The following is a 23,544-nucleotide window of genomic DNA, read 5'->3' as shown; positions in this document are numbered from 1 at the left end:
CAGCACCGCTGTATAGCCCCCCGAAGATGTTGGAAGCGCAAGCGAGCGAACGCCCCTGGACGGGGAAGCCGATCGTCCTGGTCGGCCTGATGGGTGCGGGCAAGACGACGGTGGGCCGTCGGCTGGCCCAGCGGCTGCGGTTGCCGTTCGTCGATGCCGATCACGAGATCGAGCGTGCGGCGGGGATGACCGTGACCGATATTTTCGACCGGTTCGGCGAGGCGCATTTCCGCGACGGCGAACGGCGCGTGATCGCGCGGCTGATCGACGGGACGCCCCGCGTGGTGGCGACCGGCGGCGGCGCGTTCATCAATCCCGAGACGCGCGCGCTGATCCTCGACCGGGCGCTGGCGATCTGGCTCGATGCCGAGCCGGCGGTGCTCGCCGACCGCGTGCGGCGGCGCGACACGCGCCCGCTGCTGCGCGGCCGCGACCCCGAAGAGACGCTGCGCGCGCTGGCCGCGGTGCGCAACCCGCTCTATGCGCTGGCGCCGGTGCGGGTGAAAAGCGTCGCCGGCCCGCACGAAATGACCGTCGAAGCGATCCTGAAGGCCCTGAACCTGTGACCATCGTTCCCGTCGCGCTGGGCGCGCGCAGCTATGACGTCCGCATCGAGGCGGGGCTGATCGCCCGCGCGGGCGAGATCCTGGCCCCGCTGGCGCGCGGACGGCCGATGCCGATCGTCACCGACGCCAATCTGCGCCCGCACCTGGCGACGCTGCGCGCCGGCCTGGACGCGGCGGGAATCGCGAGCGAGGCGATCGTGCTGCCGCCCGGCGAGGGCACCAAGAGCTGGGCGGAGCTGGAGGCGCTGACCGACCGGCTGCTGGGCCTGGGCGTCGAGCGCAGCGACCATGTCATCGCGCTGGGCGGCGGCGTGATCGGCGACCTGGTCGGCTTTGCCACCGCGATCCTGAAGCGCGGCTGCGGGTTCGTGCAGATCCCGACGACGCTGCTCGCCCAGGTCGATTCGTCGGTGGGCGGCAAGACCGCGATCAACACGCGCGCGGGCAAGAACCTGATCGGCGCGTTCCACCAGCCGGCGATGGTGCTGATCGACCCGCAAGTGCTCGACACGCTGCCCGCCCGCCAGTTGCGCGCGGGCTATGCCGAGGTCGTCAAATACGGGCTGATCGACGATCCCCGGTTCTTTGAATGGTGCGAGGCGAATGCCGCCGCGCTGCTGGCGGGCGACCCGGCGGCGCGCGCGCATGCCATCGCGCATTCGGTGGCGGCCAAGGCGCGGATCGTCGCCGAGGACGAGCGCGAGACGCGCGGCCGGCGCGCGCTGCTGAACCTCGGTCACACCTTTGGCCATGCGCTCGAGGCCGAGACGGGTTTTTCGGAACGGCTGTTCCATGGCGAGGGCGTCGCGGCCGGGACCGCGCTCGCCTATGGCTTTTCGGCGGCGCAGGGGTTGTGCCCGGCCGAGGATGCCGCGCGCGTGGCGGCGCATCTGCGCGCCGTCGGGCTGCCCGACGGGCTGGCCGCGACGGGGATCGCCGCCGACGGCGCCGCGCTGGTCGCGCACATGCTGCACGACAAGAAGATGGCGGGCGGCACGCTGCCCTTCCTGCTCGCGCGCGGCATCGGGCAGACCTATCTCGACAAGACGGTCGACCTCGACGCGGTGGCGGCGTTCCTCGACGCGCAGCCGCGCTGAACCCGGGATGGCAGCGCGCGCGATCGGCTGGCTGCTCGACGCCGACGATCGCGACCGGCTGTTCGCACGCTTCCCGCCGCGCTGGCCGGACGCAATCGCGCACCACGTCACGCTGGCCTTCGCGACCGACGCGCCGCTGCCCGCGACGCCCGCCGAGGCGGCGGTGGTGGGGCATGTCGACGACGGTGCGGGGGTGGAAGCGCTGGTCGTCGCGATCGACGGCGACACCATGCGCCCCGACGGCAGCCGCTATCACATCACCTGGTCGATCGACCGTGCGCGGGGACGCACGCCGCGCGAGAGCAACGACGTGCTGGCGGCGCACGGCTGGACGCCGATCGCGCCGCCGATCGCGATCCGGCTGATCCCGGGGCGGATCGACTGACCGCCCGCGACGTGCGGGGCATTGCCGTTGGCGACGACGCGGCTTACCCATCGCGGTCATGCGCATCCTGACCCTTGCCCTGAGCGCGACGACGATGCTGGTCGCGCCTGCCCTCGCCCTCTCCCCCCTCCATGCCCAGACGCGGCAGGCGGCGGCGCCCGCGCCGATACTGACGACGCCCGAGGCGCGCGACGTGTGGACGCACGCGCGCCCCGAGATCGCGCGCGTCACGCACGTCGCGCTGGACCTGAGCGTCGATTTCGCGACGCGGACGCTGAAGGGGACCGCGACGCTCGACCTGCTGACCGCACCGGGCGCGAACGAGATCGTGCTCGACGACGACGGGCTGGCGATCGCGCGGATCACCGACGGCGCGGGCCGGCCGCTCGCCTATACCGTCGGCAAGGCCGAGGGCGAGATCGGCGCGCCGCTGACCGTGACGCTGAACGGCGCGCGGCGGATCGTCGTCCATTACGCGACCGCACCCGGCGCATCGGCGCTCCAGTGGCTCGACCCGGCGCTGACCGCAGGCAAGAAGAAGCCCTATCTGTTCAGCCAGGGCCAGCCGATCAACAATCGCAGCTGGATCCCGACGCAGGACAGCCCCGGCATCCGCCAGACCTGGGAAGCGACGCTGACCGTCCCCGCCGACCTGGTCGCGGTGATGAGCGGCGAGCGGATCGACGGCGCCAAGGGCGTCCCCGCGGGCGAAGGACGCCACCGCTTCCGTTTCCGCATGGACCGGCCGGTGCCGCCCTATCTGATCGCGATGGCGGTAGGCGACCTGGCGTTCAAGCCGGTCGGGCCGCGCGCGGGCGTGTGGACCGAACCCGCCATGCTCGACGCCGCCGCGGCCGAGGTCGCCGATGTCGAGAAGATGATCGACGCGGCGCAGGCGCTGTACGGCCCCTATCGCTGGGGCCGCTACGACATGCTCGTCCTGCCGCCGAGCTTTCCGTATGGGGGTATGGAGAACCCCACCCTCACCTTCCTGACGCCGACGATCATCACCGGCGACAAGTCGAACGTCGACGTGGTGGCGCACGAACTGGCGCATAGCTGGTCGGGCAACCTCGTCACCAACGCCACCTGGTCGGACAGCTGGCTGAACGAGGGCTTCACCACCTATTTCGAGAACCGCATCATGGAGGCGGTGTACGGCAAGGAACGCGCCGCGACCGACGCCGACCTGGAATGGGACGGGCTGAAGAAGGACGTCGCCGATGCCGGGGGCGCCGCGGCGCCGACGACGCGGCTGCACGGCGATCCGGGCGCGACCTTCGGCCAGCTCGATTATTTCAAGGGCTCGACCTTCCTGCGCACGATCGAGCAGACCGTGGGACGCGCGCGCTGGGACGTCTATCTGCGCGGCTATTTCGATCGCCATGCCTTCCAGCCGCAGACGACCGCGGGCTTTCTGGCGGACCTGCGCGCGCACCTGATCCGCGGCGACCGCGTGCTGGAGGAAAAGCTCCAGCTCGACCGCTGGGCCTATCAGCCGGGCGTGCCCGAGAATGCCGTGCATGTTCAGTCGGCGACGCTGAAGGCGATCGACGCGCAGCTTGCCGCGATCAATGCCGGCGGGCCGGCGGCAGCGGTCGATCCGAAGGGCTGGTCGACGCAGCAATGGCTGCGCTTCCTCAACGGGATCGACCGGCGACAGACGCCCGCGCGGCTGAAGGAACTCGACGAGACGCTGGGGCTTTCGGCGTCGACCAACGCCTATGTGCTGTCGGCCTGGGGCGAACTGGCGATCGCCAACCGCTATGATCCCGCAATCCCCGCAGTCGAACGGCTGGTGGGCAGCGTGGGCCGCGGGCTGCTGATCTATCCGATCTACAAGGATCTGGTGGCGCAGGGCGACTGGGGCAAGCCGATCGCGCAGCGCCTCTATGCCAAGTACAAGGCCGGTTATCACCCCAATGTCGTCGCCGGGGTGGCGCGCATCTTGGGTCAATAAACGAAGGTCGTCGGGCGGCGGCGGGAAAGGCCCGTCCCGCCCGCACCGTCGCCCGGAGCCGCATTTCCTGAGCCGTCGACCGTCGACGCGGCCGAGTTCAAAATGCGCTAGCCCCGCCCGCGTGCGGCATGGACGGCGAGCCAGAGCCAGCCGCCGATCATCGTCGCACCGCCGATCGGCGTCACCGCGCCCAGCCAGTGCGGCGCGCCGAGCGCCATCGCATACAGCGTCAGCGCGAACACCGCCGCACCGGCGACGAACGCCCAGCCGGGACCGCGCGCGCCCATGCGCAGCGCAACGAGCGCCGCGAGCGCATGGACGAGCTGATAATGCCCGCCGGTACGCAGCCATTCGGCCGCCTGGCCGACGGCGCCGTGTGCGCCGAACGCCCCCGCGGCGACGGCGAGCGCGCCCGACAGCGCGGCGAGCATCGCCAGCAACCGCCCGGCCTGCGCGGCGTGCGGTGCGTCAGCCGCGGTCATGCGCCCTCCGCCGCCGGCGCGTCATCCGGCTTTTCGGGAGCGTCGGTATTGGCGTGGCTGAACATGATGTGCCGCGCGGCATAGAGATCATTCTGCTCCTTCTGCACTTTGAGCCGTTCATAGTCGCGGCGGCGATACTCGCTTTCGGTCCGGTCGATTTCGGCGAGGTCGACGCCGACCGCCTCCATCGCGCGGCGGCCCATGACAATCGCGCTTTCGAGCACCTCGCGCACCACGCCCGCGACAGGGGCGCCGCGCAGCTTCATCACCGAGCGCCGGTCGAAGGCGCGCACGAAGATCGCCGCGCGCGGGAAGCTGTGATGGATCGCCTCGACCGATTCGGTATCGAGGCCGTCGCCGTCCTGGCAGAACAGGATCAGTTCGGCCTCCTCCGCCCCTGCGCGGCGGAGCAGGTCGACGCGCGTGCCGTCGCCATAATAGACCTTCATCCCGAAATCGCCCGCGGTGCGGATCATCTCGACGTCGTTGTCGATGATCGTCACGGGGATCTTCTGACCGATCAGCATCTGGGCGACCGTCTGGCCGAAGCGGCCATAGCCGACGACGATCGCGTTGCTGCCGTCGCCCTGGGGCTCGTCCTCCGCCTCGGCCTGCGGGCCGGCGACCTCGTCGGTGCGCAGGCGGCGCGCGAGCATCATCAGGAACGGCGTGGTGGCCATCGACAGCGTGATGATCGCGCCGAACACGCTCGCCGCCTCGTTCTCGATCAGCAGCGCGCGCTGGGCCTGGGCGAAGAGGACGAAACCGAACTCGCCGCCCTGGCTGAGCAGCAGCCCGAGCCCGAACGCCTGGCGCACCGACATGCCGAACAGCCGCGCGATGCCGGTGATGAGCACGGTCTTCGCGGTGATGAGCGCGAGCGCCATGCCCGCGACGAACAGCGGCCGGTCGGCGATGGCGTGGAGGTTGAGCGACATGCCGACCGCGAGGAAGAACAGCCCGAGCAGGATCGCGCGGAACGGCTCGACATCGGCCTCGAGCTCGTGCCGATAGGGCGAGTCGGCGAGCATCACGCCCGCGATGAATGCCCCCAGCGCCGCCGACAGCCCCAGCGCCTGCATGATCGCCGCGCTGGCGATCACCGCGAACAGCCCGGCAAAGACGAACATCTCGCGTTCGCCCAGATTGCCGATCAGCCGGAAGAAGGGGCGCAGCAGGAAACGGCCCGCGAGCACCAGCCCGACGATCGCCGCGACGGTGTAGGCGCCGAGCACCCATCCCGGCGGTCCGCCCTGGTCGGCCGGATTGCGCGAAAGGGCAGCGACGATCGTGATGAGCGGGACGATCGACAGGTCCTGGAACAGCAGGATCGCGAAGGCGCGTTCGCCGAAGGGCGTGCGCAACCGCCCCGCCGACTGGAGCATCGGCAGCACCTGCGCGGTCGACGACAGCGCGAGCGGCAGCCCGAGCGCGAGCGACGCGCCGAGCGAGAAGTGCGTCGACCAGACGATCGCCGAGACGACGAGGCCGCACAGCACCACCTGGATCAGCCCGAGCCCGAAGATGTCGCGCCGCATCCGCCAGAGCCGGCTGGGGCTGAGTTCGAGCCCGACGAGGAACAGCAGCAGCGCGATGCCGAGTTCGGCGATTCCCATCTTCGACTGCGCGCCGCCGACGAGCCCGAGCACCTGCGGCCCGACGATTGCGCCGGCGACAAGGAAGCCCAGCGTGGCGCCGAGCCCCAGCCGGCGGAACAGCAGGACGAACACCAGCGCGAAGCCGAGCAGCGGCACCCCGTCGCGCAGCAGCGACATGCTGCCATGATCGTCCATCAGCGGGTCTCCTCGGGTTCGGCGGAATGGGGGGCGGCGGCCGCGGCGCGGTGCGCGGCCTCGGCCGCGGCCTCGAACGGCAGGCGGATCGCGGGATGGCGGCCGGGATGGTCGCGTGCGGGGGCCAGCACGTCGATGCCGGGCCAGTCGGGCGCGTCGGCGCGCGTTCCCGCAAGCCAGTCGGCAAGCGCGTCGCGCGCCTGTTCGAGCGCGGCGGGCGAACGGCCGGGCGCCTGCGCGCGCAGCAGAGCCGCCGACGCCTGGCCGAGCGCACAGGCCTGGGCCGTCACCGCCACCGCCGCCACCCGGCCCGACGCGTCGACGCTCACCGCAACCCGCACGCTGCTGCCGCAGGTCCGCGAACGCCGCTCGACCTCGGCCCCCGGCGTTGCGATCCGGTCGTCAAAGGGAAGCGACGCGGCGAGCCGCAGGATCTGCGGGGTGTAAAGCGGTACGGTCATCGCCCTATGGATTAGGGTGCCGCGGCGGCAAGCGCGACCCCCGCCGACACGAAAAATGGCAAAACGGCCGCAGCACGGCGCGGCGGCGCGGCCGCGCTAGCGATCGGTGCTGTGGCGGCGATGCGTCGCGGCGGGGCGCGGGCGATGCGTGGCGGCGTTCGCCGCGGCATCGTCGTCGGTGGTCGCCGCGCCATTGTCGGCATCGTCTTCGCCGCCGAACACCGGCTCGCCCTTGCGCCGGCGGTCGACGAAGTCGGCGATCGTCGCGCTGGTCTTGTCGAGCATCGGATAGGTGGTGGCGCTGCGCATCCATTGCGGGCGGTGCGCGGGCCCGCCGCCGACGGTGTCGAGCACGAGCACGATCAGCAGGAAGGCGATGCTGACGAGGATCAGCCCCTTGAGCGCGCCGAAACCGAGGCCGAGCGCGCGGTCGATCGGGCCGATGAAGCTGTCGCGCACGCGGCCGCCGATATTGGCGGCGAGCAGCCGGCCGCCGAGATAGGTGCCGCCGGTGAGCAGCGCGAACGACAGCACCGCGCCCCCCTGGACCGTGCCGACGACGCCGCTCAGCACCTCGGCCAGCGGCGTGTGGAAGAGCTTGAGCGCCATCACGACGAGCAGCCAGGCGAGCAGCGACAGCACCTCGGCCACGAAACCGCGCAGAAAGCCCATCACCGCGGCGGCGCCGATCGCGATGAGCACGATGATGTCGAGTCCGGTAAGCGTCATTCGCATCTCCCGCGGGCGCCTATAGCCGAGCCGGGCGCGCCCGCGAAAGGGTGCCCGCGGATGCGCCGCACGGGCTCAGCCGCGGCCGAGCAGATGATCGACGAATGCGCCGAGCGAGCGGAACCCCGACAGCGCCAGCCCGCCCGATTCGGCCGCCTGGGCCGACGGGCCGAGCGCGCGCGAGAAACCGAGCTTTGCCGCCTCGCGACAGCGCAGCGCGCCATGCGCGACGGGGCGCACCTCGCCCGACAGCGCAACCTCGCCGAACGCCACCGCGTCGGTGGGCACCGGCCGCTCCGACAGTGCCGAGACGAGCGCCGCCGCCACCGCGAGATCGGCGGCGGGATCCTGGACGCGATAACCGCCGGCGATGTTGAGATAGACCTCGCATGCCGAGAAGCTGAGCCCGCATCGCGCCTCGAGCACCGCGAGGATCATCGCGAGCCGCCCCGAATCCCAGCCGACCACCGCGCGGCGGGGGGTCGCGCCGCTGGCGAGCCGGACGGTGAGCGCCTGCACCTCGACCAGCACGGGTCGCGTGCCCTCGAGCGCGGGAAAGACGACGGTGCCGCTGACATTCTCGTCGCGCTGGGTGAGGAACAGCGACGAGGGATTGCCGACTTCGGTGAGGCCGTCGGTGTGCATCGCGAACACGCCGATCTCGTCGGTGCCGCCGAAGCGGTTCTTCACCGCGCGCAGGATGCGGTAGAGATGGCTGCGCTCGCCCTCGAACGCGAGCACGGTGTCCACCATATGCTCGAGCACGCGCGGCCCGGCGATGCTGCCGTCCTTGGTGACATGGCCGACAAGCACGAGCGCGGTGCCGCGTTCCTTGGCAAAGCGGATCAGTTCGCCCGAGGCGGCGCGCACCTGGCTGACGGTGCCCGGCGCACCTTCGATCAGGTCGGAATGCATCGTCTGGATCGAATCGATGATGAGCAGGTCGGGCGGCGTCCCCGCACCGAGCGTGGTGAGGATGTCGCGCACCGACGTCGCCGCCGCGAGCTGGACCGGCGCCTGCCCCAGCCCCAGCCGGCGCGCGCGCAGCCGGACCTGATCCGCCGCCTCCTCGCCCGAGACATAGGCGACGCTGCGCCCCGCCGCGGCGAGCCGTGCCGCGGCCTGGAGCAGCAGCGTGGACTTGCCGATGCCCGGATCGCCGCCGATCAGCGTCGCCGACGCCTCGACGAAACCGCCGCCGAGCGCGCGATCGAGTTCGGCGATCCCCGTCGCCATGCGTTCGGGGAGCGGGATTTCGGCGTCGAGCCCGCTGAGCTGGATCGTGCGACCGCCCGACTGGAGATTGTGGCGCGCCTGAAAGGGCGTGGGCGCCACGGCCCCCGCATCCTCGACCATCGTGTTCCATTCACCGCAATCGCCGCATTGCCCCGCCCATTTGGACGAGACCGATCCGCAGACCTGACACACATAGCGCTTCTGGGGCTTTGCCATGGCGGCAAGGCTAGCCCAGGCGAAACGAAAAGGGAACAGACAAGCGCATCGCATCCGACGCGGCATGGCGGGGGCGCCGCGCCTGCAATCGGGCGCTTCCCCCGGTTGCCGCCCCTGCCCGCCCCGGCTATGCGCACGGTGCGATGAACGCCTCCGACCTCCGTGTCGCCCTTTTCAGCGGCAACTATAACTATGTCCGCGACGGCGCCAACCAGGCGCTGAACCTGCTCGCCGCGCACCTGCTGGCGGCGGGCGTGACGCTGCGCGTCTATTCGCCGACGACGGCGACCCCCGCCTTCGCGCCGACCGGCGATCTGGTCGACGTGCCGTCGGTGCCGCTGCCCGCGGGGCGCGACGAATACCGGCTCGCGCGCGGGCTCCCCGCGCGCGTGCGCCGCGACCTCGAAGCGTTTGCGCCCAACATCGTCCATTGCTCGGCGCCCGAATTCCTGGGCCATGCCGCGGTCAAATGGGCGCACCGGCACGGCGTCCCCGCGGTGGCATCGGTCCACACGCGCTTCGAAACCTATTTCCGCTATTACCGCGTCGGCTTTCTCGAGCCGCTGATCATCGGCATCCAGAAGCGCTTCTACAACCGGTTCGACCGGGTGATGCCGCCGTCGCAGAGCATGGTCGACCTGCTGCGCAGCTGGGGCGTCACCGCGCCGATGACGATCTGGTCGCGCGGGATCGACCATCACCGTTTCCGCCCCGACCGGCGCAGCCTGGAATGGCGGCGCGGGCTGGGCATCCCCGACGACGCGGTCGCGCTGGGCTTTCTGGGCCGGCTGGTGAAGGAAAAGGGCCTCGACATCTTTGCCGAGGTGGTCGCCGAGCTTCGCCGTCGCGGCGTGCCGCACAAGGTGCTGGTGATCGGCAAGGGCCCCGCCGAGCAATGGTTCGCCGAGCAGGCGCCCGAGGCGATCTTTGCCGGTTTCCAGTCGGGCGACGATCTGGGTCGGGCGGTCGCGTCGATGGACGTGTTCTTCAACCCCTCGGTCACCGAGACGTTCGGCAACGTCACCACCGAGAGCATGGCGGCGGGCGTTCCCGTCGTCGCCGCACGCGCGACGGGTGCCGTCGACCTGATCGAACAGGGCGTGACGGGCTTTCTGGTCGATCCCACCGACGTCGCGGGCTATGCCGACGCGATCGAGACGCTGGTGCGCGCCCCGGCGTTGCGCCACCGATTCAGCCTGGCCGGACGCGCCCGGGCGGCGGGTTATGTGTGGGAGACCGCGAACCAGGCGGTGCTCGACGCCTATCTGGAGCTGGCGCGCGCCCGCGCGGGCGACTGACGCACCGGCGGCTCAGCGCCAGTCGAACGCCAGCGGCGCCTCGCGAAAGGCAAAGCGATCGAGGTGGCGCGCCACCACATCCTGAAGCGCGGCGCATTGCGCGGGCGTGCTCGCGGCGATGCGGACGACCAGCGCTTCGGGCTCGGCGACGAAGGTGACGGTCGCATCGCCTGGGAAAATGCCGGCACGCCCCTCACGCGGGAACACGACCTCGCCCTGTTCGGGCGTGAAGCGCACCGCGAGATTGTGCGACCAGTGTTTGCACAATTGCTGGAGATAACGGCTGGCGCTGGCGGTGGGCACGCGCGCGGTGGCGGCGGCTGCAACGGCGGGATCGGGAACGCTTTCGGTCATGCTCGGCTCCGTACAGGGCGTCGACGGCAATGTGGCGGGGATGGCGGCCGGGACAAGGCACGGCCGCCACCGCGCAGGTCGGATCAGCCGTCGAGCCGCTCGATCCGCCGGGCCGCGTCGTCGAGGATTTCGGCGATCGCGTGCTGCGTCTCGGTATCGCTATCGTCGCGGTGGAGCCGTTCGTGCAGCACCGTGCGCAGGTTGCCGAGCGCGCGGCGCACCGGCCCGGCATCGTTGCGCGCCTGCGCCTCGCCGAGCTGGCCGAGGCGTTCGACCAGTGCCGCGACGGTGGCCGCGGACTGGGCGAGTTCCGCCTCGCCCTCGGCCGTGATCGCATAGGTCTTGCGCGCGCCGCCGGTATCGGCCTCGGCGATCAGCCCCATGTCGGCGAGCATCGTGAGCGTCGGATAGACCACGCCCGGGCTGGGCGCATAGGCGCCGTTGCTGCGCGCCTCGATCTCGCGGATCAGGTCATAGCCGTGACGCGGCTGTTCGGCGAGGAGATGGAGGAGGATGAGGCGCAGCTCGCTGCCCTCGAACATCCGCCGGCCGCGACCGCCATGCCCGCGACCGCCGCGGCCGCCGTCTCCCGGGAAACCGCCGCCAAAGGGGCTGCCGCCCCAGCCGCGATCCCAGCCGCCACGATGCCCGCGACCGCCGAACATCATCGCGGCCATGCCGTGCCGGCAGTCGGCACCCTTGATAAAACTATGCATAAATGCCTCTTGAGCGATTCTTGATGCGCTCAAGATATATCTTGAAACGGATCGCACAAGAGGGTGCCGACGATTTTCGTCGAGCACCCTTTTCCGCATCCGGATCGCGGCGTGCGTTGGCGGCGCCTAACGCGCCATCAGCATCGTGCGCACCGACTGGCGGACGAGCGGCAGCCGGGCACCGAGGCGCAGGCCGGCGTGGCGGATCACCCGCGCGGGCATCGATTCATCGGTATAGACGCGCACGATCAGGTTGGTGCCGGCATAGAGCGGCCAGCTCGCGGTACGGTGTGCGCGCTCGAAACGACGGAGCAGGCCGGTGCCGCCGATATCGCGGCCCCGCCGCTTGGCCTCGCGCACCTCGGCCGCGAGGATCGCCTGCCCGCTGAGCCCCAGGTTGAAGCCGTGGGCCGTCACCGGGTGCATCCCCACCGCCGCGTCGCCGATCAGCGCCGCGCGCGTCGCCGCGAAATGGCGCGACCAGGTCGTCGCGAGCGGATAGACATGGTGCGAGCTTGCCACTTCCAGCCGGCCGAGCCGCGCCGAATAGCGACGGGTGAGCTCGGCCCCGAGCGCCGCGTCGTCGAGTGCGGCCACCGCCTCCATCGCCTGTGCAGGAAGCGTGAGCACCGCCGACGACTGGTTGCCGTTGAGCGGGAGCATCGCGAACGTCTGGTGATGATCGAACCATTCGGTCGCGATCCCCTGATGATCGCGCTCGTGGCGCACGCGCACGACCATCATCGACCGCTGGAGCCGGTTGATCTCGGCCGAAATGCCGAGCTGGTCGCGGATGAACGAAAAGCGTGAGTCCGCCGCGACGAGCAAGCGGCCCCGCAGCGTCTCGCCATTGTCGAGTTCGACCTCGGCGGCGTCGCGGCGCGCCTCGGCCCGCGTCACGCCGCGCCCGGCGAGCAGCCGGACGCCCGCCTGGCCGGCCAGCGCGTCATAAAGGCTGGCGCGGATGCGATGGTTGGGGACGAGCATCCCCAGTTCGCCCTCGGGCGCGTCGCCCGGATCGAAGGTGAGCGCAAAGGGGGACGCACCGTTGAGCACGCGCGCCTTGCGCAGCGGCGCGACGTCCTCGGGCTTCAGGAAATCCCATGCCCCCAACCCCTTGAGCAGGCGGATCGAATGCTGGGTCAACGCGATCTCGCGCCCGTCGAACGCCGGTTCGGCAAGCGCCGCCTCGGGCTGGCGTTCGACGATCACGACGTCGAGCCCCGCATCGTCGAGCGAGCGCGCAAAGGCGAGCCCCGCCGGGCCGCCGCCCACGATGATGACGTCGCATTCCATGTCCGGCCTCCCTGGTTGCTGGCCCCCGTTGCTGCGCCGGGCGGCGACCGCGAGCGTTGCGGCAGATCAACTCTGCCCGCCCGCCCCGCCGGGGCACGCCGATCCGCCGATCCGCCGACAAGGATGCAATTCGCGCAAGACCGCCCTATCTTGCGCGTGATGGCCGACCTTTTCGCCGATGACTCCGCTCCCGCCGCCGCCCCCGTTGCCGAAGGCGGCCCGCTTGCCGACCGGCTGCGCCCGCGCACGCTCGACGAGGTGGTCGGGCAGGAACATCTGACCGGGCCCGACGGGGCGATCGGCCGGATGGTGGCCGCCGGCCGGCTCAGCTCGATCATCCTGTGGGGGCCGCCGGGCACCGGCAAGACGACGATCTCGCGCCTGCTCGCCGACGCGGTGGGGCTGCGCTTCGTCGCGATTTCGGCCGTTTTTTCGGGCGTGGCGGACCTGAAGAAGGTGTTCGCCGAGGCGCGCGATCATGCGCGGCTGGGACGCCGCACGCTTTTGTTCGTGGACGAGATCCACCGCTTCAACCGCTCGCAGCAGGACGGCTTCCTGCCGTTCGTCGAGGACGGGACGGTAACGCTGGTCGGCGCGACCACCGAGAATCCGTCGTTCGAACTCAACGCCGCGCTGCTCAGTCGCGCGCAGGTGCTGATCCTCCACCGGCTGGGCGCGGCGGCGCTGGGGCAGTTGCTCGACCGGGCCGAGGCGCTGGAGGGGCAATCGCTGCCGCTGACCGAAGCGGCGCGCGCCGCGCTGATCGCGAGCGCCGACGGCGACGGGCGCTTCCTGCTCAACCAGGCCGAGACGCTGTTCGCGATCGGCGCCGACGCCCCGCTCGACCCGGCGGCGCTGTCCGAGCTGCTGCAGCGGCGGATGGCGGTGTACGACAAGGATCGCGAGGGGCATTACAACCTCATCTCGGCGCTCCACAAATCGATCCGCGGCTCCGACCCGCAGGCCGCGCTCTATTATCTGGCGCGGATGCTCACCGCGGGCGAGGACCCGCTGTTCGTGCTGCGGCGGCTGGTACGCGCGGCGGTCGAGGATATCGGGCTCGCCGATCCCAACGCGCTGACGCAATGCCTTGCCGCCAAGGACGCATACCAGTTCCTCGGTTCGCCCGAGGGTGAGTTGGCGATCGTGCAGGCCTGCCTCTATCTCGCGACCGCGCCCAAATCGAATGCCGCCTACAGCGCCCACAAGACCGCGTGGCGCAGTGCGCGCGAGACCGGATCGCTGATGCCGCCGCCGAACATCCTCAACGCGCCCACCCGGCTGATGAAGGACATCGGCTATGGCCGCGGCTATACCTATGACCACGACACCGCGGAGGGTTTCAGCGGCGACAATTACTGGCCCGAGGAAATGACGCCGCAGACCTTTTACACCCCCACCGACCGCGGCGCCGAAAAGCGGATCGGCGAACGCATCGCCTGGTGGAACGCGATGCGCGCGCGGCGGCAGGCCGAGCGCGGTTGAGCGAGCGCGTGACGGCCGCAGCGGATGCGGCGGATGCGGCCGGGCCAAAGGCCCCGCCCCGCTTCACCGATTTCATCGCGATCGACTGGTCCGGCCAGGCGATCGAGCGCCCGCGCGGGCTGGCGGTTGCGCATGCACGGGCGGGCGACGACGCCCCGGTGCTGGTCGATCGCGCCTGGTCGCGTCCGGAACTGCTCGACTGGCTCGCGGGCCTGGCACAGCGGCGGGTGCGCGCGCTGATCGGGCTCGACCTCTCGCCCGCCTTTCCCTTCGCCGATGCGGGCGCCTATTTTCCCGGCTGGACGGAGAGCCCCGCCGACGGCCCCGCACTGTGGGCGCTGGTCGAGGCGCTGTGCGGCGACGACCGGCACCTTTCGGCGAGCGGCTTCGTCCGCCACCCCGAAGCCGCCCGCCATTTTCGCCAGATGGGCGCGTGCGGCGACCGCTTCCCGGCGGGCCGCGGCCGGTTGCGGGTGTGCGAGCACGGCCAGCAGGCGATGGGGCTGGCGCCGTATAGCTGCTTCAACCTGGTCGGCGCCTCGCAGGTGGGCAAGTCGAGCCTGACCGGGATGCGCGTGCTCCACCGGCTGCGCGGGCGGATCGGACTGTGGCCGTTCGACCCGGTGCCCGAGGACGGGCCGCTGTTCGTCGAGATCTATACCGCGCTTGCGGCGCGCGAGGCGGGGATGCGGCGCGGCACGTCCAAGATCCGCGACGCCGCGACGCTCGACACGATGCTCGCCGCCTTGGGATCGCGCCCGCATGCGCCGCTGCCGCGTTATGACGACCACGCCACCGACGCGATGCTTTCGGCCGCATGGCTGCGCTGCGCGGCGGAGCGCCGCGCGCTCTGGGCTCCCGCCGACCTCGATCGCGACCTTGCGCAAACTGAGGGCTGGACCTTCGGCGTCGCATGAAGCTAGTGGGACATCGTCGCCGGATTAGCTCAGCTGGTAGAGCAGCGGTTTTGTAAACCGAAGGTCGCGGGTTCGAGCCCTGCATCCGGCACCAGCGCTCAGCAAAAAGTCGTTTCGAACGAAGGGGGCAAGCACAGCATCGCCCGCGGCCATGGGCCGATTCGTGCGCGACCGGACCGGATAAGGCCGGTGTCCATAACGGGGATCATGGACACCGGCCGGGCCGATGAAAGGCCCGAAGCCGTCCTAATATGGTTAACAGGGCTGGCAACCATTTGTCAGCGCAGGACAGCCCCAAAGCGGCACGCCACCCCCGGTAAACCACGGTATTGCCTGACAAATTTGACGGTGTTGCCCTGCCGTCCCGCCGACGGGCCGCACCGCACCGGTGAAAACATGCCGGCCGCACCCGCATGGTGCGGCCGGCACAATGCTCAGAACTTGAACGAAAGCCGCGCGTAGTAATAGCCGCCGTTGATCCCATATGGCGAAATGGTGAGCGGCGAATTCCACACATTGGTTCCCGACGAGGGCACCAGGCTGCTCGGCAGCCCCGCGGTGGCGCCGCGCGCGGCGAGCTGGTTGCGGACCTTTTCGGGCTTCTTGTCGAACAGGTTGTTCGCGCCGAGCGCGAGCTTCATCCCGCCGAAGTCATAGCTCGCCTCGAAATCGGTGATCGCGGCAAAGCCCACCGCGTTGCGCAGATAGTCGTAATTGCCGGAGTAACGATAGAGCGCCGAGGTCTTGCCATAGAAGGTCTCGCGCAGCGTCACCTCGATCGGCCCGGCGGTAAGATTGGCCCCGGCCACCAGCTTCACCTTGGGCGACGCATCCTCGAGGTTGCTGATCGGCGAGACGTCGACCAGCGCGCTGCGCACGCGCGTCACCTTGGTCTCGTTATAGTTGCCCGACAGCGTCCAGTTGATCGTCCCGAACGCGACCGGCGTCGGATAGCTGAAGGTCAGGTCGACGCCGCGCGTGCGCGTATCGACGCCGTTGATGAACGACGCGACGCTGACATTGCCGACGGTGGGGTCGAGGATGTTGCCGTGCGCGGCGATCGCGGCAAGCACCGCGGCGCCCGTCACCGGATCGACCACCCCGCCCGACTTGCCGACGATCGAGCTGGACCCGACGATGCGGTTCTTGATCTTCACCTGATAGGCGTCGAGCGTGATCGCCAGCCGGCTGACCGGGCGGAACACCGCGCCCGCGCTGAACGTCGTCGACGTTTCGGGCTTGAGCGGCTGGAAGCCGACAATCCCCGCCGCCGCTGCGTTGGCAGGCAACTGCACCGTGGCCGAAGTCGGCGAAACGTTGGTCGCCGAATAATATTCCTCAGCCAGCGTCGGTGCGCGGAAGCCGGTGCTGACGGTGCCGCGCAACGCGAATGCGGGGTTGAAATCGTAACGCCCCGTCGCCTTCCAGATCAACTTTTCGCCGAAATCCGAATAATGCTCCCAGCGCAACGCGCCGTCGAGCTTGAGCCCCGTCACCGGCGTCGCCGCGACGTCGAGATAGATCGACTGGTTGTTGCGGCTGTGCGCGCCCGCATCGCTGGCGGTGAAGCCCGGATAGGACTGGCCGCCCTCCTTGTACGTCGATGCCGGATCGCCCTTGCCGATCGTATAGCGTCCCTCGCGATATTCGGCACCGAATGCCAGCGTCAGCGGCGCCGCCATGCCGAGTTCGAGTTCGCGCGCGACGTCGAGATTGGCGGTGAGTTCCTGATTGCGGAACGAACCGTCGTAAAAGTCGGTCGGCGTGAAATGCGTGTCGACGAACAGCGAGGCATTGGCGCTGTCATAGGTGTAGATCTCGTTGTGATCCTCGCCATAGGTCGAGCTCAGATCCCATTTCCACCCGCCGATCTCGCCCTTGATGCCGCCGGTGAGCGCGAAGTCCTGTTCGACCAGCCCTTCGCGCGGGCTGAATCCCTTGGGCGCAAAGATGATCGCGCCCGGCGTGGTGAGCGACCCCGCGACGCCGAGCGTCGGCGACGCGATGATGCGATCGGGCAGCCGCACATTCTCATAGGCGCTGGCGGTGCGGCGGCTGTAGCTGCCGAACGAATAGACCGTCACCCCGCCCAGGTCATAGCCGGTGTTGTAGGTGAACGTCGCCAGCCGCGAGCGCGAATCGCCGACGATCTTGTTGATGTTGGGATAGCCGGTCGTCTGCTGGCGGATCGCCGCCTGCGCCGGCGTGAGCGACGACAGCAGCGTGCCGTTCGCATCGGTGACGCGCAGGTCGAGCCCGCCCTGCTGGCTGAAATCGTGGAAGCGATACATGCCGGTCAGGTTGAAATAGCCCTTGTCGCCGATGCGCGTGGCGATGTGCATCTGGCCGCCCAGCGTGTCGCCGCCGCCCTTGTAATAGCGGCCGCCGGTGAAGCTGCCCGATCCGCCCTCGTCGTCATTCTTGAGGATGATGTTGATGACGCCCGCGATCGCGTCCGAACCATATTGCGCCGCCGCTCCCTGCTCGAGCACCTCGATCCGCGCGATCGCCTCGGGCGGGATCAGGTCGAGATCGGGCGACGCCGCACCCTGGTAGGGGCCGCCGAGGACGTGGAGATTGGCGCTGCCGTGCCGCCGCTTGCCGTTGACGAGCACCAGCGTGTGGTTGGGACTGATCCCGCGCAGCCGCGCCGACAGCGTCAGGTTGGCGGTGTCGCCGCCGAACGACTGGGCGACGAACGACGGCACCAGCTGCGTCAGCGCCTGGCTGAGATTGGGCTGGCCGACATGGCTGAGCGCAGCCTCGTCGAGCACCTTGATCGGCGTCGCGCTTTCCGCAGCGGTAATTCCCGTGCTGCGCGTGCCGGTGACGATGATTTCCTCGCCCGCCGTTCCCTTGGGTGCCGACTGGGCCTGGGCGATATCCGCCGATGCAACCTGGACCGGAGCATCGCTCTGTGCGTGCGCCTGGGTGGCGGCGAACAGACCGATGACCAACGCAGTAACCGAAACACTTCCCTTCATGAGGAGCCCCCTTCCGCTTGATGGAATGCCCCTTCAGGTTCCGCTCCGACGCTTCTCTGTCTCTTTTTTGACACACGAAACGAACATGGCTGCGATGCCGAGTTCCGACTCGGCCCTTCCTGTGATCGAGCGGGCAAGCCGCTCGCGTTGCCGGGAGCGCACCACGCGCCTCCGGCCGATGATGCCGCCGCGATCGGCGGTCGTTACGATTCCCATCCTGCTGCTTGGCGGGGCGGCAGCCGGCGCTTCACCGTGCCGCCGCCCCGCAGGAAATCAGGCGGTCCACACCTTGTCGAGCGCCGCGCAGAACAGCTTCATCTCGGCCATCGAGCCGATCGTGATGCGCGAGATCGTCGGCCAGATCGGCCAGGAACGACCGATTTCGACGCTCTGGCTGCGGAATGCCGCCTGCACGTCCTTGGCCGCGCGCGTCTTCCAGTCGATCATCACCATGTTCGCCTGGGTGGGAACGAAATGCAGCCCCCGCTTCTTCAGATGCTCGAGCGTCAGTTCGCGCGCGGCGACCATTTCGGCGCGGCGCTTGTCGATCAGCGCCTTGGCGGTGAGGCTGGCCGTTGCGCAGGCCAGCGACGGCAGCGGCAGCGCGCCCGACTGCATTCCGCCGTCATAGCGCATCATCTTGGCGATGTTGGCCGGGTTGGTCATGATGAAGCCCATGCGCATCCCGGCCATGCCGAAGATCTTGGAAAAGGTGCGCATGACGATCACGTCCTTGTGCTTGACCGCAAGCTGCGACGCGACCGGGACGCCGGCGAAGTGGACATAGGCCTCGTCGACCAGCACCATCGCCCCGGCGGGCTTGTTGGCGATCAGCCATTCGATGTCCTCGATCGGGGTGATCGTGCCCGTGGGATTGTTGGGCGTGCAGATATAATAGAGCCCCGCATTGGGATCGGCGGCGAGCATCCCCTTCACGTCATGGCGGAAATCGGGAGTCAGCGGCACGCGCTTCACGGGCGCGCCCAGCCAGTCGGCGGTGCGGCCGGCAAGCTCGAACGTCGGGTCGGCGGTCACCAGCCCGCGCGTCGGCGAGCAATAGGTGACGACCGCGCGCGACAGCGGGTCGCTCGACCCCGGCCACGGCGCAACATGGTCGGCAGGGACGCCCTCCACTGCCGATACGGCGCGAAGGAAGTCGCCGCGTTCGTCGCGCGGCGCATAGCGGTTGCTGAGCGCGATGATCTTGGCCGCGGCGACCTGTCCCGGGGCGAGCGGACCGGTCCAGCACTCGTTGGCGCCGATCCGCACCTTGGCCGTGGGTGCCGGATCGGGCACGCCGCCCGATGCCCAGGCGGGGCGGCCCGCCGCTGCGGCAACGGCGCCCGCGCCGAAGATCGCGGCGATCCGCGCCAGGTCGCGCCGCCCGTAACCGCGCGACAACAGGTCGTCCTGCGCCGCCGGATCAAGCGCTTCGGGCTTCACGGTCTCAATCGCTGTCATGCTGCATTCCCTCTATTTTCTTGGTTCTTGCCGGGCGAAGACCCCCCTGGCCCGGCGAAACGGGGATCAGAATTTCATCGCGTTCTTGAACATGACGAACGAGATGAAGACGAGGTACACACCGAAGACGCGCTTCAGCAGCGCGGGCGGCAGGCTGTGCGCCGCGGCCACGCCCAGCGGCGCGGTGAGGATCGACATCGACGCGATCGCGACCGTCGCGGGCATGTTGACATAGCCGAACGAGCCCCAGGGCAAGCCCGGTTCGCCGAAGCCGATGATCGCAAAACCGATCGCGCTGGGAATGGCGATCAGCACGCCGATGCCCGATGCCGTCGCGATGGCGCGATGGATCGAACGCCCGCACAGCGTCATCACCATGATCGCGATCGTGCCGCCGCCGATGCCGAGCAGCGAGGAAAAGGTGCCCAGTCCGCCCGCAATCGCGACGCGCGGGGCGATGCCCGGCATCTCGTCAGCGATCTGGTGGTTGGCAAGTTGCGGCACCAGGAAGTTGAGCGACATCAGCCCGACGCCGATCGCGAACACGAGCGTCAGGACATGCCCGTCGAACCGCTGCGCGAGCAGCACCCCGGCGGCATCGCCCAGCACCAGCCACGGCGCCCAGCTCTTCAGGATCTCGAAATCGACCGCCCCGCGCTTGGCGTGCGAGCGCACCGATCGCAGCGAGGTGAGAATGATCGTCGCGGCGGACGTGCCGATCGCGACATGCGCATATTGCGCGTGCGAACCGCCCAGCAGCGGCAGAACCAGCATCAGCGCCGGGACGACGACGAAGCCTCCTCCAATTCCGAAAATTCCGGCCGCAAAGCCGGCAACGAGCCCCGCGCCGAGAAGCGCGAGAAGCGGCAAAAACCACGATGCTAAGGTCAAGGACACGGCCACCCCAATTGACTGAGTGAGGCCCTCTCCACGGAACCGCGGGTGTTATTTTGCTACGCGACCAAGCCCCCGCATGGTGAAAGGATGCATGGGGGCGCAGCCTTGCGCAACATTAAATTACAGGCGCGTGAAAATTCGTTTCTGGATTCCTTCCGCCCCTGTTGCATCGCGGTGACAGTTCCGCTGCGCCGCAGCGATTCGGGCGACGGCGGTACCGCGCGACCGCCGCACCTTTCGGGCGGCGGCAGGGCGTCCCAAAACGGGGACAATCCACGAATTTTCTTGGATCATGCACATCCATGCAATCCTTGAATTGCCGCCGAATGGAGCTATGGACGGCCCAAGCCCTCGGGTCGCAAACGCGAGGGTTGGCCGGGCGGCTCGTCCAATCCCCCTCTGCCGCCCGGCCATCGCCGCCTTGCCGACGGCACGGCAGCCCCCCTCGATCCACTCCGGGAAAGTGCGGAAGCCGTTGCGCGACTCGGCGCGCCGAATCGGCTGCACCCGCCCCTAGTCCCGGCGATTCGGCGCCAGCGCGGCAGCCAGCGCATCGCGGTCGAGTCGCCCCTCCCAACGCGCCACGACGATCGTCGCCACGGCGTTGCCAATGAAGTTGGTGAGGCTGCGGCATTCCGACATGAACCGATCGACCCCCAGGATCAGCGCCATGCCCGCGATCGGCACCGACGGCACGATCGACAGCGTCGCCGCCAGCGTGATGAAGCCCGCCCCCGTCACGCCCGCCGCGCCCTTTGACGACAGCATCGCGACGCCGAGCAACAGCAGTTGCTCGCCGAACGAGAGGTGGACGTTGGTCGCCTGGGCCACGAACAGCGCCGCGAGCGTCATGTAGATGTTGGTGCCGTCGAGGTTGAACGAATAGCCGGTCGGGACCACCAGCCCCACCACCGACTTGGCGGCGCCGGCGCGCTCCAGCTTCTCGATCAGCAACGGCAGCGCGCTTTCGGACGACGAGGTGCCGAGCACCAGCAGCAGTTCGGCCTTCAGATAGACGATCAGCCGCACGATCGAGAAACCGCAGGCGCGCGCCACCAGCCCCAGCACCACCAGCACGAACAGCAGCGAGGTCGCGTAGAAAGTGGCGACAAGCGCCGCCAGGTTGGCGAGCGTCCCCACGCCATATTTGCCGACCGTGAACGCCATCGCGCCCAGCGCACCCAGCGGCGCCGCGCGCATCACCAGCCCCACCAGCCGGAAGAAGACGAGCGACACCGTCTCGAGCAGCCCGACGAGCGGCTCGGCGGGGGCGCCGACGAGCGCGAGCGCGATCCCGAACAGCACCGCGACCAGCAGCACCTGCAGGATGTTGCCGTCGACAAAGGCCGAGAGGAAGGTTTCCGGGATGATCCCGGTGAGGAAGCCGGTGATGCTCGTCTCGTGCGCCTTGTGCGCATAATCGGCGACGCGCGCGGCATCGAGCGTCGCCGGGTCGATGTTGAGCCCCGCCCCCGGTTGAACCACATTGGCGACGATCAGCCCGACGATCAGCGCAAGCGTCGAAAAGGTCAGGAAATAGGCGAACGCCTTGGCGGTCACCCGGCCCACCGCGGCCAGGTCGCGCATCCCGGCGATCCCGGTCGCGATGGTGAGGAAGATCACCGGCGCGATCACCATCTTGACCAGCTTGATGAAGGCATCGCCCAGCGGCTTGAGCGCTTCGCCCGTAGCGGGCGCGAAATGGCCGATCAGCACGCCCAGCACGATCGCGACGAGCACCTGGGCATAGAGATGCCGATACCAGGGGCGTCGGGGGATCGCGATGCGCACCGCGGGATCGGGCGCGGCGATCCTCATTGCGTCCCGGCCACGGGCTTCACGACCGAACCGCCCTTCATCACGAAGGCGACATGTTCGAGCGTGCGGACATCGGCGAGCGGATCGCCGTCGACCGCGATCAGGTCGCCCAGCCGTCCCGGCGCGATCGCGCCCAGATCGGCGCCCTTGTCGAGCATCGCCGCCGCGTCGCTCGTCGCCGCGCGAATCGCCTCGATCGGGGTCATCCCCCATTCGACCATCTTGGCGAATTGCAGCGCGTTGTCGCCGTTGGGATAGACGCCGCCGTCGGTACCAAACAGCAGCCGCACGCCCGCGGCATGCGCCGCCCGGAACGTCTCGCGCTGCTTGCGGCCGATCGTCCGTTCCTTTTCCAGGCTTTCGGGAAACACGCCGTTCCGCGCGCCTTCGGCCAGGATGTAGTCGTCGTTATAGATGTCCATCACCAGCGCGGCATTGTGCGCGCGCGCCAGCCGGAAACTCTCGGCATCGGCCAGACTTGCATGTTCGATCGTGTCGACGCCGGCGCGCAACGCCTCGTTGATGCCGGCGGTACCATGGGCATGCGCGGCGACACGCATCCCCAGCATGTGCGCCTCGTCGACCACCGCCTTGATCTCGTCGGCGCTCATCTGTTGCGCGCCGACCGAGTCGGTTTTGGACAGCACCCCGCCCGTCATGCAAACCTTGATGACCTCGGCACCATATTTGCGCATCGTGCGCACAGCCGCGCGGAACTCGGTGGGCGAGTTGGCGATCTGGGGCGACTTCATCTGCATCGACGGCGGAAACTCGGTCGAATCGCAATGGCCGCCGGTGACGCCCAGCGCATAGGCCGCGGGGACGATCCGCGGGCCGGGGACATAGCCGCGGTCGATCGCCTGCTTCAGCGCGACATCGTCGAAATTGGCCGAACCGACATTGCGCACCGTGGTGAAACCCGCCTCCACCGTCCGGCGCGCGCTGGCGACGCCCACCACCGTCCAGAAATTGTCGGTGAACTCCAGCGCCTGATACCCGCTCAACCGCGGATCGCTGGTCAGATGGACATGCATGTCGATCAGCCCGGGCAGCAGCGTGCGAGCGCCCAGTTCGATCCGCCGCGCATCGGCGGGCACGGCATCGCCGCGCCGCCCGACCCTGGCGATGCGCCCGTCGGTCACCACCACCTGCACATCGTCGACGCGGCGTCCGGCGAGCACGTCGACCATGTGATCGGCAGAAATTACCACCGTATCGGCCTGTGCCGTCGCGGGCATCGCCGTAGCCAGCAACGCGCCGGCAAGCGCGATCGGGGCAATCTTCATTCGCATGGCGTTCCCTTTGTTGTTCGATCGCTGCCGATCCTCACGCTCGCACGATCATTTGCAAGCCTCGATGATGCGGCACCGCGTCGAAGCCCGGATGCCGCAGC

The 23,544-nt window shown here is 69.3% G+C and carries 20 protein-coding genes and 1 tRNA gene; 8 read left to right on the top strand and 13 right to left on the bottom strand.

Translation table 11 applies throughout. The features are described 5' to 3' along the window. Positions 1-26: 26 nt before the first annotated feature. From ACT3CF_RS05730 to ACT3CF_RS05715, 4 genes are read left to right on the top strand one after another with little or no spacing between them, the layout of a single operon-like run. Positions 27-566, top strand: a complete 540-nt coding sequence (locus ACT3CF_RS05730) for a shikimate kinase (protein WP_478421022.1) — start codon at positions 27-29, stop codon at positions 564-566. Then, positions 563-1,663, top strand: a complete 1,101-nt coding sequence (gene aroB / locus ACT3CF_RS05725; protein WP_478421021.1) for a 3-dehydroquinate synthase — start codon at positions 563-565, stop codon at positions 1,661-1,663. Before ACT3CF_RS05730 ends, aroB begins: the two co-directional genes overlap by 4 nt. Positions 1,664-1,670: 7 nt before the next feature. Further along, on the top strand, positions 1,671-2,048 hold the full coding sequence (locus ACT3CF_RS05720) for a hypothetical protein (RefSeq protein ID WP_478421020.1): 378 nt from the start codon (positions 1,671-1,673) through the stop codon (positions 2,046-2,048). A 58-nt stretch (positions 2,049-2,106) separates the two neighbouring features. Beyond that, positions 2,107-4,008, top strand: coding sequence for a M1 family metallopeptidase (locus ACT3CF_RS05715; RefSeq protein WP_478421018.1), 1,902 nt, complete (start codon positions 2,107-2,109; stop codon positions 4,006-4,008). Between the two features lie 107 nt (positions 4,009-4,115). Here ACT3CF_RS05715 and ACT3CF_RS05710 read toward each other — a convergent pair whose 3' ends face one another. The 5 genes from ACT3CF_RS05710 to radA all read right to left on the bottom strand — a co-directional run bounded on the left by ACT3CF_RS05710 (position 4,116) and on the right by radA (position 8,925). Further along, positions 4,116-4,490 (bottom strand): DUF423 domain-containing protein, encoded by a 375-nt coding sequence (locus ACT3CF_RS05710; RefSeq protein WP_478421016.1) that lies wholly within the window; start codon positions 4,488-4,490, stop codon positions 4,116-4,118. Next, positions 4,487-6,283, bottom strand: coding sequence for a cation:proton antiporter domain-containing protein (locus tag ACT3CF_RS05705; RefSeq protein WP_478421014.1), 1,797 nt, complete (start codon positions 6,281-6,283; stop codon positions 4,487-4,489). Before ACT3CF_RS05705 ends, ACT3CF_RS05710 begins: the two co-directional genes overlap by 4 nt. Then, entirely contained in the window at positions 6,283-6,744 is a 462-nt protein-coding gene (locus ACT3CF_RS05700; protein WP_478421013.1) for an iron-sulfur cluster assembly scaffold protein, read from the bottom strand. The genes ACT3CF_RS05705 and ACT3CF_RS05700 overlap by 1 nt, the downstream gene beginning before the upstream one ends. A 96-nt stretch (positions 6,745-6,840) precedes the next feature. Continuing rightward, positions 6,841-7,473 (bottom strand): CvpA family protein, encoded by a 633-nt coding sequence (locus ACT3CF_RS05695; RefSeq protein WP_478421012.1) that lies wholly within the window; start codon positions 7,471-7,473, stop codon positions 6,841-6,843. Positions 7,474-7,548: 75 nt separating this feature from the next. Beyond that, a complete protein-coding gene (gene radA / locus ACT3CF_RS05690; protein WP_478421011.1) occupies positions 7,549-8,925 on the bottom strand; it encodes a DNA repair protein RadA in 1,377 nt (458 codons plus the stop codon). A gap of 143 nt (positions 8,926-9,068) precedes the next feature. Here radA and ACT3CF_RS05685 point away from each other — a divergent pair, with 143 nt between their 5' ends. Beyond that, positions 9,069-10,223 carry a glycosyltransferase family 4 protein gene (locus ACT3CF_RS05685; RefSeq protein ID WP_478421009.1) on the top strand — a complete coding sequence of 385 codons (1,155 nt, stop codon included), beginning with the start codon at positions 9,069-9,071 and terminating at the stop codon, positions 10,221-10,223. Between the two features lie 12 nt (positions 10,224-10,235). On the opposite strand, the gene ACT3CF_RS05680 is transcribed toward ACT3CF_RS05685, so the two are convergent. From ACT3CF_RS05680 to ubiM, 3 genes are all read right to left on the bottom strand, one after another. Beyond that, the gene (locus tag ACT3CF_RS05680) at positions 10,236-10,577 is read right to left on the bottom strand and encodes a DUF2218 domain-containing protein (protein WP_478421007.1); all 342 of its coding nucleotides are present in this window, start codon (positions 10,575-10,577) and stop codon (positions 10,236-10,238) included. 83 nt (positions 10,578-10,660) lie between these two features. Continuing rightward, positions 10,661-11,293 (bottom strand): PadR family transcriptional regulator, encoded by a 633-nt coding sequence (locus ACT3CF_RS05675; RefSeq protein WP_478421006.1) that lies wholly within the window; start codon positions 11,291-11,293, stop codon positions 10,661-10,663. A 126-nt stretch (positions 11,294-11,419) separates the two neighbouring features. Continuing rightward, entirely contained in the window at positions 11,420-12,589 is a 1,170-nt protein-coding gene (gene ubiM, locus ACT3CF_RS05670; RefSeq protein ID WP_478421004.1) for a 5-demethoxyubiquinol-8 5-hydroxylase UbiM, read from the bottom strand. A 159-nt stretch (positions 12,590-12,748) separates the two neighbouring features. Between ubiM and ACT3CF_RS05665 the strand changes: the two genes are divergently transcribed. The 3 genes from ACT3CF_RS05665 to ACT3CF_RS05655 all read left to right on the top strand — a co-directional run bounded on the left by ACT3CF_RS05665 (position 12,749) and on the right by ACT3CF_RS05655 (position 15,085). Continuing rightward, positions 12,749-14,074: a replication-associated recombination protein A gene (locus ACT3CF_RS05665; protein WP_478421002.1), complete on the top strand. Its 1,326-nt coding sequence runs from the start codon at positions 12,749-12,751 to the stop codon at positions 14,072-14,074. Between the two features lie 8 nt (positions 14,075-14,082). Further along, the gene (locus ACT3CF_RS05660) at positions 14,083-14,991 is read left to right on the top strand and encodes a hypothetical protein (protein WP_478421000.1); all 909 of its coding nucleotides are present in this window, start codon (positions 14,083-14,085) and stop codon (positions 14,989-14,991) included. An 18-nt stretch (positions 14,992-15,009) separates the two neighbouring features. Continuing rightward, a tRNA-Thr gene (locus tag ACT3CF_RS05655) sits at positions 15,010-15,085 on the top strand. Between the two features lie 340 nt (positions 15,086-15,425). Here ACT3CF_RS05655 and ACT3CF_RS05650 read toward each other — a convergent pair. From ACT3CF_RS05650 to ACT3CF_RS05630, 5 genes are all read right to left on the bottom strand, one after another. Then, positions 15,426-17,975 carry a TonB-dependent receptor plug domain-containing protein gene (locus ACT3CF_RS05650; RefSeq protein WP_478420998.1) on the bottom strand — a complete coding sequence of 850 codons (2,550 nt, stop codon included), beginning with the start codon at positions 17,973-17,975 and terminating at the stop codon, positions 15,426-15,428. A gap of 273 nt (positions 17,976-18,248) precedes the next feature. Next, complete coding sequence (locus tag ACT3CF_RS05645) at positions 18,249-19,436, bottom strand: pyridoxal phosphate-dependent aminotransferase (RefSeq protein ID WP_478420996.1); 1,188 nt, start codon at positions 19,434-19,436, stop codon at positions 18,249-18,251. A 66-nt stretch (positions 19,437-19,502) separates the two neighbouring features. After that, positions 19,503-20,333, bottom strand: coding sequence for a sulfite exporter TauE/SafE family protein (locus tag ACT3CF_RS05640; RefSeq protein WP_478420994.1), 831 nt, complete (start codon positions 20,331-20,333; stop codon positions 19,503-19,505). A gap of 513 nt (positions 20,334-20,846) precedes the next feature. Next, positions 20,847-22,151: a dicarboxylate/amino acid:cation symporter gene (locus tag ACT3CF_RS05635; RefSeq protein WP_478420992.1), complete on the bottom strand. Its 1,305-nt coding sequence runs from the start codon at positions 22,149-22,151 to the stop codon at positions 20,847-20,849. After that, positions 22,148-23,437 (bottom strand): Xaa-Pro dipeptidase, encoded by a 1,290-nt coding sequence (locus ACT3CF_RS05630; RefSeq protein ID WP_478421370.1) that lies wholly within the window; start codon positions 23,435-23,437, stop codon positions 22,148-22,150. The genes ACT3CF_RS05635 and ACT3CF_RS05630 overlap by 4 nt, the downstream gene beginning before the upstream one ends. Positions 23,438-23,544: the final 107 nt, after the last annotated feature.

The organism is Sphingomonas chlorellae, assembly GCF_056485145.1.
The sequence above is the reverse complement of the archived record's forward strand: the minus strand, read 5'-3'. Positions and strand labels throughout refer to the sequence as shown.